The organism is Mycolicibacterium psychrotolerans (assembly GCF_010729305.1).
In the GTDB taxonomy this organism is placed as follows: Bacteria; Actinomycetota; Actinomycetes; order Mycobacteriales; family Mycobacteriaceae; genus Mycobacterium; species Mycobacterium psychrotolerans.
The window spans coordinates 1,559,879-1,574,312 of record NZ_AP022574.1; the positions used below are offsets into that span (position 1 = coordinate 1,559,879).

A 14,434-nucleotide genomic window follows, 5' to 3' on the forward strand; every position below is an offset into this window, starting at 1 on the left:
TCCCCTCGGATCCGCCTCAGTTCGCGCCATTCTGGCTGATCCGGCGCAGGACCTGCAATGCCGAGGTGATGTCGTCGGCCGGGATCGTGCGCAGCCCGGCGGGCGGGGGCGGCACCCCGGCGGGCACGACGGCGCAGGTGAAGCCCAGCCGCGCGGCCTCCGACAGCCGGCGGTCCATCCCCGTCACCCGGCGCAGGTCCCCGGCGAGCCCGACCTCCCCGATCGCGATCGCGTTCGTCGGCATCGGCAGGTCGGTGAACGCCGACGCGATGGCCAGCGCCACCGCGAGATCGGACGACGAGTCGGTCAGACGCATGCCGCCGACCGTGGACAGGTAGATGTCGTTGGCGCCGACGGGCAGCCGGGCCCGCTTCTCCAGCACGGCGGTGATCATCGCCGCCCGCGAGGAGTCGATGCCGCTGACCGCCCGGCGCGGGCTGCCGCTCGCCGGTGAGCCGATGAGCGCCTGCACCTCGCCGATCATCGGCCGCTTGCCGTCCAGCGTCACCGTCACCGATGTGCCGGGCACCGCCTTGGGGCGCTGGTCGAGGAACAGTCCCGACGGATCGGAGACGCACTCGATCCCGTTGTCGTGCAACAGGAAACACCCCACTTCGTCGGCGGCGCCGAACCTGTTCTTGACGCCGCGCACCATCCGCAGCGACGTCGCCCGGTCGCCCTCGAAGTGCAGCACGACGTCGACGAGGTGTTCCAGGGATCGGGGCCCGGCGATCGCGCCGTCCTTGGTGACGTGGCCGACGAGCAGCATGGCCACCCCGGTGGTCTTGGCCGTCATCGTCAGGGCGGTGGTGACCGCGCGGACCTGGGTGACACCCCCGGTGACTCCGTCCGCCTCGGTGGTCGACATGGTCTGCACCGAGTCGACGACCACCAGCGACGGCGCGACCGCCTCGATGTGGCCGAGCGCGGTCTGCAGATCCGACTCCGCGGCGAGGTAGACCTCGTCGTGCGCGCAGCCGGTGCGTTCGGCGCGCAGCCGGATCTGGCCTGCCGACTCCTCACCCGACAGGTACAGCGCCCGGCGACCGGTCTGCGCCCACCGGTGGGCCACCTCGAGCAGCAGTGTGGACTTGCCGACCCCCGGATCGCCGGCAAGCAACGTCACCGAACCGGGCACCAGGCCGCCGCCCAACACGCGGTCGAGTTCGCTGACCCCGGTGTGGAAGTGCCGCGTGCTGCCCGGATCGATGGAGCTGATCGGCACCGCCGGAGACGTGGGAGCGACGACACGCCGGGTGGCCGAACCGCCGACCGCGGTCAGCGCGACTTCGTCGACCGTGCCCCAGGTGCCGCACTCAGAGCAGCGGCCGACCCACTTGGGCGTGATGTGGTGGCATTCCGAACACCGGTATTGCGAACGTGTTTTCGAAGTCCGGGCCACGGGGTGACGGTATCCGCCGGGACCGACAGATCGGGCGCGGCGCGCCCGGTGCGAAGGTCAGTGCCCGCCGGAGTGGCCTTCGGCCGGCGCGCCGTCGTCGGTGACCTCGCGCCGCGGCGCCTCGCCCGCGGAGATCGGCACCGGCACGGTGGCGTCGCCGGACTTCTCGAACGTGAAGGTGAAGTCGTAGGTCAGCCCGTTGGTGATCGGCTTCTTCAGCGCCACCTTGGCCTCGGCGGCGTCGGCGGGCTCGACGCTCTCCAGCGCTTTGGTCTGACCGTCGGGGGTGCCGACCACCAGCACACCGTTGGCCGGCAGCGCGCCGTCACCGGTCAGCGTCACCGTGCCCACGTCGGACGTGATCCGGACCAGCTTGTCGTTGACGTCGGCCGAGGTGTTGGCGGCGGTGAAGATCAACTCGACGTCGCGGCCAGGCTGGACGTAGTCCGCGGTCTGCTGGGCGCGCAGGTGCACGTTGCGCAGCGCGATGGGACCGGCTTTGCCGCTGGTGCCGTTGATCGCGGGCTCTTGCGTCGCGGTCTGGGACACCTGGCCCGCGCCGCAGCCGCTCAGGGCGACGGACAGGCCCACCGCGGCGGTCGCCACAGCGGCGGTGATGACAGAAGTGCGCCGTTCTAAGGGGTTCACTGGGTGCCTCCTGCTCGGCCGACAACGCGACGTGACATGCCGGTCTTCCTGGTTCGACTATGCAGAGTAGTAGGTCGCGATTGCGCACGGTAGCGCAGGGCGCGAGAGATGCGGCCCAGGCCCGCGCCTTGCACGGATTCGTCGGTGTGTCAACCCCTGGTGTTCGCCGACTGTGCCCCTGACCTGCATTGTTGGCGCACCCCTGTCGGCGGCGCGTGTTAAACTCGTCATGTGAAAGGGGCTCGAAACTGATGATTTTCAAGGTCGGAGACACCGTTGTCTATCCACACCACGGTGCTGCGTTGATCGAGGCGATCGAAACCCGGACCATCAAGGGCGAACAGAAGGAATATCTCGTCTTGAAGGTCGCCCAGGGTGATCTCACCGTTCGGGTGCCCGCGGACAACGCCGAATACGTGGGTGTGCGCGATGTCGTCGGACAGGAAGGCCTCGACAAGGTCTTCCAGGTGCTCCGCGCCCCGCATACCGAGGAGCCGACCAACTGGTCGCGCCGGTACAAGGCCAATCTGGAGAAGCTCGCCTCCGGTGATGTGAACAAGGTGGCCGAGGTCGTCCGTGACCTGTGGCGCCGCGATCAGGAGCGCGGTCTGTCCGCCGGCGAGAAGCGCATGCTGGCCAAGGCCCGGCAGATCCTGGTGGGTGAGCTCGCGCTGGCCGAGAACACCGACGACGAGAAGGCTGCGACCATTCTCGACGAGGCTCTCGCCGCCGCGTCCTGAAGGACGTGATTCCCCGCGTCGGTCTCGGGACCGACGTTCATCCCGTCGAAGTCGGACGCCCGTGCCGGCTGCTGGGTCTGCTGTTCGACGACGCCGACGGCTGTGCCGGTCATTCCGACGGTGACGTCGCCGCCCATGCCCTCTGCGACGCTCTGCTGTCCGCGGCGGGTATGGGCGACATCGGCGAGGTCTTCGGCACCGACCGCCCGCAGTGGCGGGGGGTGTCCGGTGCGGACATGCTGCGCCACGTGCGCTCGCTGCTCGACGGCGCCGGCGTGCGCGTCGGCAACGCCGCAGTGCAGGTCATCGGCAACCGGCCCAAGATCGGTCCCCGCCGGGCCGAGGCCCAGCAGGTGCTCTCCGAACTGCTGGGGGCCCCGGTTTCGGTGTCTGCCACCACCACCGACGGCCTCGGTCTGACCGGGCGGGGCGAGGGTCTGGCGGCGATCGCGACGGCCCTGGTTTTTGACGATGAGGGTTTCGCCTGATCGGGCCGGTAAGCTGGCCCGTCGTGACCGAACGCCCCGCAGCTGTCATGCGGCTCTATGACACCTTGTCTGGCGGTGTGCGCGATTTCGCGCCACTGCGGCCCGGCCACGTCTCGATCTACCTGTGTGGCGCCACGGTGCAGGGCCTGCCGCACATCGGCCACGTCCGCAGCGGTGTCGCGTTCGACGTGCTGCGCCGCTGGCTGACCGCCAAGGGCTTCGACGTCGCGTTCATCCGCAACGTCACCGACATCGACGACAAGATCCTCACCAAGGCCGCCGACGCGGGCCGGCCGTGGTGGGAGTGGGCGGCGACCTACGAGCGGGCGTTCTCGGCCGCCTACGACGCGCTCGGCGTGCTTCCCCCGTCGGGCGAGCCGCGCGCCACCGGGCACATCACCCAGATGGTGGAGCTGATCGAGCGGCTGATCGACCGCGGCCACGCCTACACCGGGGCGGGCGACGTCTACTTCGACGTCGCGACCCTGCCGGACTACGGCAAGTTGTCCGGCCACCGGATCGACGACGTGCACCAGGGTGAGGGCGTCGCGACGGGCAAGCGCGACCAGCGTGACTTCACGTTGTGGAAGGGCGCAAAACCGGGTGAGCCGTCGTGGCCCACGCCGTGGGGCCGCGGCCGCCCCGGCTGGCACACCGAATGTGTCGCGATGGCCCACGAGTACCTCGGCGCCGAGTTCGACATCCACGCCGGCGGAATGGACCTGGTGTTCCCGCACCACGAGAACGAGATCGCCCAGGCCGAGGCCGCCGGGGACGGCTTCGCCCGGTTCTGGCTGCACAACGGCTGGGTCACCATGGGCGGGGAGAAGATGAGCAAGTCGCTGGGCAACGTCCTGGCGATTCCCGCTGTGCTGCAACGGGTTCGGGCCGCCGAGTTGCGCTACTACCTGGGCAGTGCGCACTACCGATCGATGCTCGAGTTCTCCGAGACCGCGCTGGCCGACGCCGCGAAGGCCTACACCGGCATCGAGGACTTCCTGCACCGGGTGCGCACCCGCGTCGGCGCGGTGGTGCCGGGCGAGTGGACGCCGAAGTTCGGCGCCGCGCTCGACGACGACCTGTCGGTGCCGATCGCGCTGGCCGAGGTGCACGCAGCGCGCGCCGAGGGCAACCGCGCACTCGATGCCGGAGACCACGAGTCGGCGCTCAGCCACGCGATGTCGATCCGCGCGATGATGGGCATCCTGGGCGCGGATCCGCTCGACGAACGCTGGGAGTCCCGCGACGAGACGTCGGCGGCGCTGGCGGCGGTCGACGTACTGGTCCAGGCCGAGGTGCGGCGACGCGAAGAGGCCAGGGCGCGCCGTGACTGGGCCGAGGCCGACGCGATCCGCGACCGGCTCAAGGAGGCGGGCATCGAGGTGACCGACACCGGCGACGGTCCCCAGTGGTCACTGTCGGACGGGACGGACAAGTAATGGCGGGCAACTCTCAGCGGCGCGGCGCGGTGCGCAAGGCCGGCACCAAGAAGGGCCCGCAGGTCGGCTCCGGCGGCGTGCGTCGCCGCGGGCTGGAGGGCAAGGGCGCGACCCCGCCTGCGCACCAGCGGCCCAACCATCCGGCGGCCAAACGCGCCGCCAAGGCCGCCCGTTCGCAGCAGGGCAGACACCGCAAGACCGACGAGACCGAGGTTGTCCTCGGCCGCAACCCCGTGGTGGAGTGCCTGCGCGCCGGGGTTCCTGCGACGGCGCTCTACGTCGCGCTCGGCGCCGATTCCGACGAACGGCTGACCGAGGCGGTGCAGACCGCGGCCGACAGGGGCATCGCGATTCTCGAGGTGCCGCGGCACGACCTCGACCGGATCGCCGCCAACGGCATGCACCAGGGCCTGGCACTCCAGGTGCCGCCCTACGCGTACGCCCACCCCGACGATCTGCTGGCCGCGGCGAAGAAGGATGCGGCCCCGCCGCTTCTGGTCGCCCTGGACAACATCTCCGACCCACGCAACCTGGGCGCCATCGTGCGTTCGGTCGCGGCGTTCGGCGGACACGGCGTGCTGATCCCGCAGCGCCGATCCGCGTCGGTGACCGCGGTCGCGTGGCGCACCAGCGCGGGCGCCGCGGCACGCACCCCGGTGGCCCGGGCGACCAACCTCAACCGCGCGCTCAAGCAGTACGCCGACGCGGGCGTGCAGATCGTCGGCCTCGACGCCGGCGGCGACACCGCGATCGACGACATCGACGGCAGCGGCCCGATCATGGTGGTGGTCGGTTCCGAGGGCAAGGGGCTGTCCCGGCTGGTGCGGGAGAACTGCGACGCCATCGTGTCGATCCCGATGGCCGGGCCCACCGAGTCGCTCAACGCGTCGGTGGCCGCCGGAGTGGTGCTCGCCGAGATCGCGCGGCAGCGCCGCGGCTGATCAGACGCCGAACAGCCGCAGCCCCGCCCACAGCGCGAGCACCGACGCGACGAGCACGGCCGGTGTGGTGGCCAGGCCGACGCGGCTGAACTCGGCGAAGCTGGGGTTGATGTCCCGGCGGACCACGCTGCGCCACAACAGGTTCGCCAGCGACCCGACGTAGGTCAGGTTCGGGCCGACGTTGACGCCGATCAGCACCGCCAGCACGGCCGCGGGACCGACCGGGGTCACCAGAGGTAGCAGCACCAGCACGGCGGGCAGATTGTTGACGACGTTGGAGAGCACTGCGGCCACGGCCGCGATGCCGAGCAGCGCCAGCAGGCCCTGCCCGTCGGGCAGCACCCTCTGCATCGCGGACTCGAGCCCGTTGCGCATCACCGCGGCCACCACCACGCCCAGGCACAGCACGAACGCCAGGAACGGCAGGTCGAGCGCCGCGGTGATCTCGGCGATCGAGCTGCGCCGCGTCACGAGCCCGCGCACACCGAGAACCACGGCCCCGGCCAGCGCCGCCCAGGCCGGCGACAGCCCGAGCAGCGAGGTGATCGCGAAGCCGGCCAGCGTCAGCGCGACGACCACCAGCGCGAACAGCGGCACGTCCACGGGTTCCCGGGGCGCAGGCCGGGCCCGGACCCGTAGGTCCTTGGCGAACAGCAGGCGCAGCAGCACGAACTCGACGGCGATCGCGGCCAGCCACGGCAACGTCATCAGCGCGGCGAAGTGCAGGAACGTCAGCCCCGCCGCGCCGAAGGCCAGCAGGTTGGTCAGGTTGGACACCGGCAGCAGCAGTGACGCGCTGTTGGACAGGTGCGCGGTCGCGTAGGCGTGCGGCCGGGCCGGCACGGCCAGCGTGCGCGCGGTGGCCAGCACCACAGGCGTCAGTAGCACGACCGTGGCGTCCAGGCTCAGGATCGCGGTGACCGCCGCGGAGATCCCGAACACCGACACCAGCAGCCGGCTCTGCCCGCCCGAGGTGGCGCGGGCCATCAGCACGCCCGCGGCGTGGAACAGTCCCTCGTCGTCGCAGAGCCGGGCGAGCACCAGCACCGCCGCCAGGAAGCCCACGACGGGTGCGAGCCGGGTCACCTCGGCCAGCGCGTCATGCCGGTCGATCGCGCCGGCCACGATCACGAGTGCGGCGGCGGGCACCGCGACGACGGCTTCGGGCCAACCGTGGGGGCGCAGCAGTGCGAACCCGAGGACCGCGACGAGCGCGGCCACCGACAGGATCAATTCCATGGATCGGCGCGCTGCCAGAGGGTCGGCAGGTGCAGGGGGATGCCGTCCTCGGCGGCCAGCCGGCTGAGCACCCGCATCGAGGCGTCGAGGTCGTCGGCGGCGAACGGCAGCGCGCGCAGCGGCTGATCCAGGGGGCGGAAGAAGTCGTCCCAGTGGATGAGCACGACCCGGCGCGCCCCGACCGTGCGCACGGTCTCCGTCCAGTACTCCACGAGGTAGCTCTCCGGCTGCAGCCCGAGCTGCCCGACGCCGAGGTAGGCGACGTCGGCGTGCCTGCCGCGCAGCGCGCCGCGCAGGTAGCCGGCGCTGCCGACGATCAGCAGTGTGCGGCCGCTGGGCCGGTGGGCCACCAGCGTGGACCAGGCCTCGCCGCAGCGGTACGCCGACGCCCGCGCGGGCGGCCGGACGGGCGCGGTGATCTGTCCGGGGAAGCGGTCGGGCGGGCAGTGGTGCCCCTCGATCAGCGTCAGGTCGTACGCCCCGGCGGTGACCGGCCGGCCGGGGGTGACGACGTCGACGCGGTCCAGGTCCGCACCGCGCCCGAGGTGCGCCGCGGAGGCGCCGCCGATGAGCCGCGCCCCGGTGCGGCCGGCGACGACTGCCGAATCCATCGCGTGGTCGAAATGGGTGTGAACCGGGGTGACGGCGTCGAGGCGCTCGACACCGAGCCTGCTCAGGGCGTGCTGGATGCGGGGCTGCGACGGGCGCAGGGGGCGGGTCGCGACGGTCAGCAGGCCGGGCCGGCTGAAGAACCCGTCGGTCATCACCGCGGAGTCGCCGTCGTCGATGAGCAGCGTCGTGACGCCGGCCCACGTCACCGTGACCGGGGCCGTCGCGGCCGCGGCGGGCACGTCGAAGCGGTGGGCGTAGGCGGTGAGATCGGGACGGCCGAGCCTCAGACGCATGACGGCCACCCTAGGGCGTGCGCGCCGCCCTGACGCCGCGCAGTCCCGCCACCGCGGCGCCGAGGCAGGCGGCGGCCACCGCGCCTGCGAACCACGGGAACACCGACCCCAGATCCCACTGCGTGGCCGCCCATCCCGCGACGAGCGTCGGTACTGCCATCGCGGTGTAGGCCAGCAGGTAGAACGCCGACATCGTCTCGCCGCGGCGGCCGGCGGGCACCACGTCGGACAGGTGGCGCAGCGAGCCTCCGAAGCCGAGCCCGAACGTCGCGCCGAGCAGCGCCGCGGCCACGAACACCAGCTGCGGCTGGTGGGTCAGCAGCACCGGGATGGTCAGCAGCAGCGACACGGCCATCCCGACGTCGCCGACGATCGCGGAGTACTTGGCCGGCAGCCGGGTCGCGGCGAGCTGGGCCAGCGCCGCGGCGAACGCCGTGGTGCCGACGACGGCACCGCCGAAGACGAGGTTGTCGATGTGGGTCTGCCGGGCGGCCAGCGACGGGTACAGCGACAGCAGCACGCCCAGCACTGACCACGACGCCATAGCGCCGAGCGCGGAGAACCAGAAGTCGGACCGGATCTCCTGCGGTACCGCGGGTTTGGCGATGCGGATCGGTCCCTGGGCGCGATCGGTGTGCGGCTCGCGCAGGGCCAGCAGCCCGATCCCGACGATCAGGCAGATCACGGCGACCACCGCGTACGGGGTGCGCAGCGGGTGCGGCGCGTACTGGGCGAGCAGCGCGGAGCCCAGGATGGCGACGGTCATGCCGACGTTGAAGCTGACGCCGGAGAGCTGACCCGACCGCACGCCGTGGTCGGGGCGCAGGTCCAGCAGGGCGGCCGCACCGGCGACGACGATCGAGCCGACGGCAGCGCCGTGGATGGTGCGGGCGAGCAGCAGCAGCGCCATGTTGTCGGCGACGAGGAAGACGCCCAACCCGACCAGCAGCGCGATCAGGGCGCCGACGAGCACCGGTTTGCGGCCCACCACGTCGGAGATCCGGCCCGACACCAGCACGGCGGCGAGCGCGGCGACGGCGTAGACCGCGAACACGATCGTGGTGGCCAGCGGCGAGAGGTGCCAGTTCGACTCGTAGATGCCGTACAGCGGCGCGGGCAGCCCCGACACCCCGAGCGCGACGCCGCTCAGCACCAGCAGCAGCGGGTAGGCCCAGCGCTGCGTCTCGCTGATCGGACGGTCGATCGCCACCATCGGGTGCCCCACTTTCCGGTCGGTTTGACAGACATCGAACCCGATCGAGCGTACGCTGGGTTCGACGAACATCAAACCCCGCGTGGTGAAGGACACTCATGGCCGACGACGCGCACCCGGTCGCTCCGGTGCAGCAGGTGCTGGCGGCGCTGCACGATCCGGTCCGGCTGGAGATCGTGCGGCGGCTGCACAACGCCGGCGCGCCACTGCAGTGCGGGGCGCTCTACGACGGCATCAACAAGTCGACGGCGACCCACCATTTCAAGATCCTTCGGGAGGCCGGCGTGACCGAGCGCCTGGTCATCGACGGACTGACGTTCCAGCGGCTGCGCGTCGACGAGGTGGAGACCGCCCTGCCGCGGTTGCTGGGCAGCGTGGTGTCGTGCGCCAACCGCGACGCCGGCGCCTCCGTCAGCTGAACGGCGAGAGGTCGACGCCCTCGGCCAGCAGCCGGGTCCGCACCGCGGTGGCGATCTGCACGGCGCCCTCGGAGTCGCCGTGCACGCACACCGATTCGACGGTGATCGGAATCGTCGAGCCGTCCACCGCGGCCACCCGGCCCGCGGTGACCATCGAGATCACCCGTTCGGCGATCTCGTCGGGGTCGCTCAGCACCGCGTTGCGCTCCCGCCGCGACACCAGCTGCCCGTCCGGCCGGTAGGACCGGTCGGCGAACGCCTCGGCGACCGTGCGCAGCCCGAGCTCGCCGGCCGCGTCGAACAGCACCGAGCCGGCGAGGCCCAGCAGAGGGAGCTCCGGATCCACCGCGTGCACCGCCTCGGCCACCGCGCGGGCCTGGTCGCGGTGGGTGACCACCGCGTTGTACAGCGCGCCGTGCGGCTTGACGTAGGACACCGTCGAACCGGCGGCCTTGGCCAGCGCTGACAGCGCGCCGATCTGGTACATCACGTCGGCGGCCAGCTCTTCGGGTGGCACATCGATGAACCGGCGGCCGAAGCCCGCGAAGTCGCGGTAGCTGACCTGGGCGCCGATCCGCACGCCGCGTTCGGCGGCCAGCCGGCACGTGCGCGCCAGAGTCGCCGAGTCCCCGGCGTGGAAGCCGCAGGCGACGTTGGCGCTGGTGACGATTCCCAGCATCGCGTCGTCGTCGCCGAGCTGCCATACCCCGAAGCCCTCGCCGAGGTCGGCGTTGAGGTCGACCGTGCGGGTGGCCACGACGACCAGCCTAACGGCGGCTGCCGATCAGCCAGCAGATCAGGAAGATGGCGAACGAGATCGTGGTGACGAACACCGACACCGGCACGCCGGGGGCCAGGGACAGCACCAGGCCGCCGATGGCCGCGGTCTCGGCGAACAGCACCGAGGCGCCCATCGCCTTGACCGGGGACGTGAACACCCGTGCCGCCGCGGCCGCCGGGGTGATCAGCAGCGACATCACCAGCAGTGCGCCGACGATCTGCACGCCCTGGGCGGCGGTGACGCCCACCAGCGCGGCGAACACGATGCCCAGGCCGCGCACCGGCACGCCGCGGCCGGCGGCCACCTCCGGATCGACGGTCGCGAACAGCAGCGGCCGGTAGGACACCGCGAGCACCGCGATGACCAGCGTGGCCACCACGGCCAGCAGTGTCAGCCCGGAGTATCCGACGCCGACGATCTGCCCGGTCAGCAGCGCGAAGCTGGTTCCGGTGCGGCCGGGGTAGAGGTGGATGAACAGCACCGCCAGGCCCAGGCCGAACGCCAGCACCACGCCGATCGCCGAGTCGCGCTCGCGGGCCCGCTGGCCGAGGATGCCGAACAGCACGGCCGCCAGCGCTGACCCCAGCAGCGCGCCGATGCCGATGTTGAAGCCGGCCAGCAATGCGAAAGCCGCGCCGGTGAGGGACAGCTCGCTCGAGCCGTGCACCGCGAAGGACATCTGCCGCATGACGATCAGCGGGCCGACGATGCCCGACACGAGCGCCAGCAGCGCCGAGGCGAGCAGCGCCTGCTGGACGAAGTCGCGGCCGAGCAGGTCGGCGGTGGCGCCGAAATCGAAGAAGTGGGCGACGACGTCGGAGAGCTTGTCATTCATGGGCGTGCCCCGGGCCCTCGCAGTGGTCGTGCTGGTACTGGCTGTGTTCGCCGATGACGATGTAGCGCCCGCCGATCTCGAGCACCTCGATCTCGGCGCCGTAGAGCTCCGACAGAGTCTCCGACGTCATCACCTCGGCGACCGTGCCGACGCGGAACCGGCCGTCGACGAGGTAGATGACCCGGTCCACGTACGGCAGCACCGGATCGACCTCGTGGGTGACGAACAGGACCGCCGTGCCTGCGTCGCGGCGGCGCCGGTCGATCAGGGCCGAGACCAGGCCTGCGTTGGCGGGATCGAGATTGAGCAGCGGCTCGTCGCACAGCAGCAGCACGGGGTCGGTCACCAGCGCCTGCGCCACCCGGATGCGCTGCAGCTCGCCGCCGGACATCACGCCCACCGACGCGTGCGCCAACCCGGTGCCGTTGACCTGGGCCAAGGCCTGCCGGACCGCCTCTCGTTTGGTGCGGCGCGCGGCCGGGCCCCAGCCGGCGAAGCCCCACCGGTGCCCGTCATAGCCGAGCGCCACCAGATCCGATGCGCGCAGCGACAGCCCGCGGTCCATCGAACGGTGCTGGGGCACATAACCGATCTGCTGGCTGCCCGTCGTGACGGGTGCGCCGGCGATCCGCACGCTGCCTGCGCTCAGCGGTACCTGTCCCAGCAGCACCTTGAGCAGCGACGTCTTGCCGGTGCCGTTGGGGCCCAGCACGGCGATGAACTCGCCGGCGCGCACCGTGAGGTCGAGGTCGTCCCACAGCACGCGGTCGCCGAAGGACAGCCGCGCGTGGCGCAGTTCTACGAGGTCGTCGATGGGCACGGAGGGTGATTATCGGCCGGGTGGCGCCGGACTATCCAGCGCGGCCGCGATCTCGTCGACGGTCTTGCGCTGCCACCGCAGGTAGTCCATGCCGTCGGGCAGCGTCTCGGTGACCGAGATGACCGGCAGCACGGCTCGGCGCGCGGCGTCCGAGAGTTGCTTGCTGACCGGTCCCTCCGTCTGGGTGTTCACCACGATGGCCGACACCTGGCGGTTGTTGATCAGGTCCAGCACGGCGGCCAGATCGCCGGGAGACGGGTCGCCACCCTCCTCGACGGCGTTCGCGAACGACGGCGGCGTCTTGTCCTCGATGCCGGCGTTGCGCAGGGCGTAGTACGCGACGGGTTCGGTGGACACGACCGAGGCGCCGGGGTGGGCTTCGCCGATGCCGCGCTGCGCCAGCGTGAGCGTGTCCAGGTCGTCGCCGAACTTCTGCGCGTTGGCGGTGTAGTCCGCGGCGTGTTCGGCGTCGGCCTGCCCGAGGGTTTCGGCGATGTGGTCGGCGACGGCCTTCACTGTCGGGAGGTCGTAGAAGACGTGCTCGTTGGGCGGCGGCTGGGTCGGCGAGAGCGACGACGCGTCGATGGTCGGGATGTCGGGCGAGTTCTGCAGGACGTCCTCGATCCAGTGGTCGTAGTGGTCGCCGTTGTAGAGGACCAGGGATGCGTCGGCGATCTCGGCAACGTCGGACGGGCTGGCCTCGAAGGAGTGCGGGTCGGCGACGGTGCCGCTGACGATGGGCTTCACGGTCGCGTGGTCGCCGACGACGGCGGTGGCGACGCTGCCCCACACGTCGGTGGAGGCGACCACGTTGGCGGTGCCGTGCTCGGTGTTCGGCTGCTGCTGGGAACAGCCGGCCGTGGTGACCGTGAGCAGGGCGGCCACGGCCACGGCGGGCAGGGCGACGAGGGCTCGCATGCGCAACTCCTGATACAAATGAAAATCGTTTCCATTAACTTCGTCAATGTAGCGCATGTGTGCCGGTGCGTGCTCAGCGCCGGGGTGATGGGTGATGAATTACCCTCTACAGAGCATGTCCAGGACTCCGACGCCGAGACGGCGCGCGACCCTGGCTTCCCTGGCCGCCGAACTCAAGGTCTCGCGCACCACCGTCTCCAACGCCTACAACCGGCCGGATCAGCTGTCGGCCGAACTGCGCGAGCGGGTGCTGTCCACGGCCAAGCGGCTCGGCTACCCGGGACCCGACCCGGTGGCCCGCTCCCTGCGCACCCGCAGGGCCGGCGCGGTGGGCCTGATGATCACCGAACCGCTGAACTACTCGTTCAGCGATCCCGCGGCGCTCGACTTCGTCGCCGGGCTCGCCGAATCGTGCGAGGCGGTCGGGCAGGGGCTGCTGCTGGTGGCGGTCGGCCCCAACCGCAGTGTCACCGACGGAACGGCCGCGGTGCTGGCCGCGGGTGTCGACGGGTTCGTGATCTACTCAGCCTCCGACGACGACCCGTACCTGCCGGTGGTGCTGCAGCGTCATCTGCCCGTCGTGGTGGTCGACCAGCCCAAGGACGTGCCGGGCACGTCGCGGGTCTGCATCGACGACCGGGCCGCGATGCGCGCGCTGGCCGAGTACGTGCTCGAACTGGGGCACCGCGAGATCGGGTTGCTGACCATGCGGCTGGGCCGCGACTGGCCGCACGGCGGTCCCCGGCCGGCGCTGGCCGACCCCGAACGCGTCCGCACCCCGGACTTCCACGTCCAGAGCGAGCGCATCGGCGGTGTGCGCGACGCGATGGCCGCCGCCGGCCTTCGCCCGGACTCGCTGACCGTGGTGGAGAGCTATGAGCATCTGCCCTCCTCGGGGGGCGCAGGCGCCGACGTGGCACTGGAGGCCAACCCGCGCATCACCGCGCTGATGTGCACCGCCGACGTGCTCGCCCTCTCCGCGATGGACCGGCTGCGCGCCCGCGGGGTGTACGTGCCGGGGCAGATGACGGTGACCGGGTTCGACGGGGTGCCCGAGGCGCTGTCGCGCGGGCTGACCACCGTGCGGCAGCCGAGCATCGAAAAGGGCCGTCGCGCAGGGGAATTGCTGCACAGTCCGCCTCGGTCGGGGCTGCCGGTCGTCGAGGTGCTCGACACGGAAGTGGTGCGGGGGCGCACCTCGGGTCCGCCCGCTTAACCTCCGGCGCGCACCGTCAGCAGGAACTCCAGTGCGGCGGCCACGTCGTCGGGCGAGGACACCCGCTGCGTCGCCGCGGTGTCGCCGGGCCCGACCTTCACCCCGACGTCGGCGTCGGTCAGCCTGCGGACGCCTTCTCGTCGGTCACGTCGTCGCCGAAGAACACCACCGCCGACGCGTCGTGTTCGGCCCGCAGGATGTCGAGCGCCTCACCCTTGTCGGTGGAGATCACCGCGAACTCCAGCACCGCCTTGCCCGTCGTGGCGTGCGGCCAGCGCGACGAGTGCGCGGCCCGCGTCGGGCAGCGGCCGCGCGTCGGCGGGGTTGTTGACGATCGGGGACAGCGTGCCGTCGAAGTCGGAGGCGACAAGCAGCCGCGGGACCCGGGCCGCGGCCTCGAGGGCGGAGATGAGCTCCTGCGGCAGCACGG

The 14,434-nt window shown here is 71.5% G+C and carries 15 protein-coding genes and 1 pseudogene; 6 read left to right on the forward strand and 10 right to left on the reverse strand.

Translation table 11 applies throughout. From position 1 onward, the window contains the following. Positions 1-16: 16 nt before the first annotated feature. Entirely contained in the window at positions 17-1,402 is a 1,386-nt protein-coding gene (gene radA, locus G6N45_RS07730) for a DNA repair protein RadA (RefSeq protein WP_057149348.1), read from the reverse strand. A 57-nt stretch (positions 1,403-1,459) separates the two neighbouring features. Beyond that, positions 1,460-2,050, reverse strand: a complete 591-nt coding sequence (locus G6N45_RS07735; RefSeq protein WP_163721355.1) for a copper chaperone PCu(A)C domain-containing protein — start codon at positions 2,048-2,050, stop codon at positions 1,460-1,462. Between the two features lie 251 nt (positions 2,051-2,301). On the opposite strand from G6N45_RS07735, the gene carD reads away from it, so the two are divergent. Genes carD through rlmB form a run of 4 tightly spaced genes read left to right on the forward strand, consistent with a single transcriptional unit; the run spans position 2,302 to position 5,658 of the window. Further along, positions 2,302-2,790, forward strand: a complete 489-nt coding sequence (gene carD / locus G6N45_RS07740; protein WP_043412998.1) for an RNA polymerase-binding transcription factor CarD — start codon at positions 2,302-2,304, stop codon at positions 2,788-2,790. 5 nt (positions 2,791-2,795) lie between these two features. Next, positions 2,796-3,278: a 2-C-methyl-D-erythritol 2,4-cyclodiphosphate synthase gene (ispF, locus tag G6N45_RS07745; protein WP_163721356.1), complete on the forward strand. Its 483-nt coding sequence runs from the start codon at positions 2,796-2,798 to the stop codon at positions 3,276-3,278. Positions 3,279-3,325: 47 nt separating this feature from the next. Beyond that, a complete protein-coding gene (gene cysS / locus G6N45_RS07750; RefSeq protein ID WP_163728025.1) occupies positions 3,326-4,717 on the forward strand; it encodes a cysteine--tRNA ligase in 1,392 nt (463 codons plus the stop codon). Continuing rightward, positions 4,717-5,658: a 23S rRNA (guanosine(2251)-2'-O)-methyltransferase RlmB gene (gene rlmB / locus G6N45_RS07755; RefSeq protein ID WP_057149343.1), complete on the forward strand. Its 942-nt coding sequence runs from the start codon at positions 4,717-4,719 to the stop codon at positions 5,656-5,658. Before cysS ends, rlmB begins: the two co-directional genes overlap by 1 nt. Here rlmB and G6N45_RS07760 read toward each other — a convergent pair whose 3' ends face one another. The 3 genes from G6N45_RS07760 to G6N45_RS07770 are packed head-to-tail and all read right to left on the reverse strand — an operon-like array spanning position 5,659 to position 9,015. Further along, positions 5,659-6,897: an SLC13 family permease gene (locus G6N45_RS07760; RefSeq protein ID WP_163721358.1), complete on the reverse strand. Its 1,239-nt coding sequence runs from the start codon at positions 6,895-6,897 to the stop codon at positions 5,659-5,661. It abuts the gene before it with no gap. After that, positions 6,888-7,802, reverse strand: a complete 915-nt coding sequence (locus G6N45_RS07765) for an MBL fold metallo-hydrolase (protein ID WP_163721360.1) — start codon at positions 7,800-7,802, stop codon at positions 6,888-6,890. Before G6N45_RS07765 ends, G6N45_RS07760 begins: the two co-directional genes overlap by 10 nt. Before the next feature lie 10 nt (positions 7,803-7,812). Next, the gene (locus G6N45_RS07770) at positions 7,813-9,015 is read right to left on the reverse strand and encodes an MFS transporter (protein ID WP_163721363.1); all 1,203 of its coding nucleotides are present in this window, start codon (positions 9,013-9,015) and stop codon (positions 7,813-7,815) included. Positions 9,016-9,113: 98 nt separating this feature from the next. Between G6N45_RS07770 and G6N45_RS07775 the strand changes: the two genes are divergently transcribed. Further along, positions 9,114-9,434: an ArsR/SmtB family transcription factor gene (locus G6N45_RS07775; RefSeq protein ID WP_163721365.1), complete on the forward strand. Its 321-nt coding sequence runs from the start codon at positions 9,114-9,116 to the stop codon at positions 9,432-9,434. Here G6N45_RS07775 and G6N45_RS07780 read toward each other — a convergent pair. Genes G6N45_RS07780 through G6N45_RS07795 form a run of 4 tightly spaced genes read right to left on the reverse strand, consistent with a single transcriptional unit; the run spans position 9,427 to position 12,788 of the window. After that, the gene (locus G6N45_RS07780; RefSeq protein WP_163721367.1) at positions 9,427-10,191 is read right to left on the reverse strand and encodes a LamB/YcsF family protein; all 765 of its coding nucleotides are present in this window, start codon (positions 10,189-10,191) and stop codon (positions 9,427-9,429) included. The genes G6N45_RS07775 and G6N45_RS07780 overlap by 8 nt on opposite strands. A 10-nt stretch (positions 10,192-10,201) precedes the next feature. After that, positions 10,202-11,050, reverse strand: a complete 849-nt coding sequence (locus G6N45_RS07785) for a metal ABC transporter permease (RefSeq protein ID WP_163721369.1) — start codon at positions 11,048-11,050, stop codon at positions 10,202-10,204. Further along, a complete protein-coding gene (locus G6N45_RS07790; RefSeq protein WP_163721371.1) occupies positions 11,043-11,870 on the reverse strand; it encodes a metal ABC transporter ATP-binding protein in 828 nt (275 codons plus the stop codon). Before G6N45_RS07790 ends, G6N45_RS07785 begins: the two co-directional genes overlap by 8 nt. Before the next feature lie 9 nt (positions 11,871-11,879). Continuing rightward, the gene (locus G6N45_RS07795; protein ID WP_163721373.1) at positions 11,880-12,788 is read right to left on the reverse strand and encodes a metal ABC transporter solute-binding protein, Zn/Mn family; all 909 of its coding nucleotides are present in this window, start codon (positions 12,786-12,788) and stop codon (positions 11,880-11,882) included. Between the two features lie 115 nt (positions 12,789-12,903). Here G6N45_RS07795 and G6N45_RS07800 point away from each other — a divergent pair, with 115 nt between their 5' ends. After that, positions 12,904-14,004 (forward strand): Rv3575c family transcriptional regulator, encoded by a 1,101-nt coding sequence (locus tag G6N45_RS07800; protein WP_163721375.1) that lies wholly within the window; start codon positions 12,904-12,906, stop codon positions 14,002-14,004. Here the strand turns inward: G6N45_RS07800 and G6N45_RS07805 are convergent. Then, a pseudogene (locus tag G6N45_RS07805) lies at positions 14,001-14,432 on the reverse strand (hypothetical protein). The gene G6N45_RS07800 and the pseudogene G6N45_RS07805 sit on opposite strands and share 4 nt — an antisense overlap. Between the last annotated feature and the right edge of the window lie 2 nt (positions 14,433-14,434).

Excerpts from the sequence above, each read along its gene's own strand:
- carD (WP_043412998.1), top strand. The coding sequence starts at position 2,302 with ATGATTTTCAAGGTCGGAGACACCGTTGTCTATCCACACCACGGTGCT.
- cysS (WP_163728025.1), top strand. The coding sequence starts at position 3,326 with ATGCGGCTCTATGACACCTTGTCTGGCGGTGTGCGCGATTTCGCGCCA.
- rlmB (WP_057149343.1), top strand. The coding sequence starts at position 4,717 with ATGGCGGGCAACTCTCAGCGGCGCGGCGCGGTGCGCAAGGCCGGCACC.
- G6N45_RS07760 (WP_163721358.1), bottom strand. The coding sequence starts at position 6,897 with ATGGAATTGATCCTGTCGGTGGCCGCGCTCGTCGCGGTCCTCGGGTTC.
- G6N45_RS07765 (WP_163721360.1), bottom strand. The coding sequence starts at position 7,802 with ATGCGTCTGAGGCTCGGCCGTCCCGATCTCACCGCCTACGCCCACCGC.
- G6N45_RS07770 (WP_163721363.1), bottom strand. The coding sequence starts at position 9,015 with ATGGTGGCGATCGACCGTCCGATCAGCGAGACGCAGCGCTGGGCCTAC.
- G6N45_RS07775 (WP_163721365.1), top strand. The coding sequence starts at position 9,114 with ATGGCCGACGACGCGCACCCGGTCGCTCCGGTGCAGCAGGTGCTGGCG.
- G6N45_RS07785 (WP_163721369.1), bottom strand. The coding sequence starts at position 11,050 with ATGAATGACAAGCTCTCCGACGTCGTCGCCCACTTCTTCGATTTCGGC.
- G6N45_RS07795 (WP_163721373.1), bottom strand. The coding sequence starts at position 12,788 with ATGCGAGCCCTCGTCGCCCTGCCCGCCGTGGCCGTGGCCGCCCTGCTC.
- G6N45_RS07800 (WP_163721375.1), top strand. The coding sequence starts at position 12,904 with ATGTCCAGGACTCCGACGCCGAGACGGCGCGCGACCCTGGCTTCCCTG.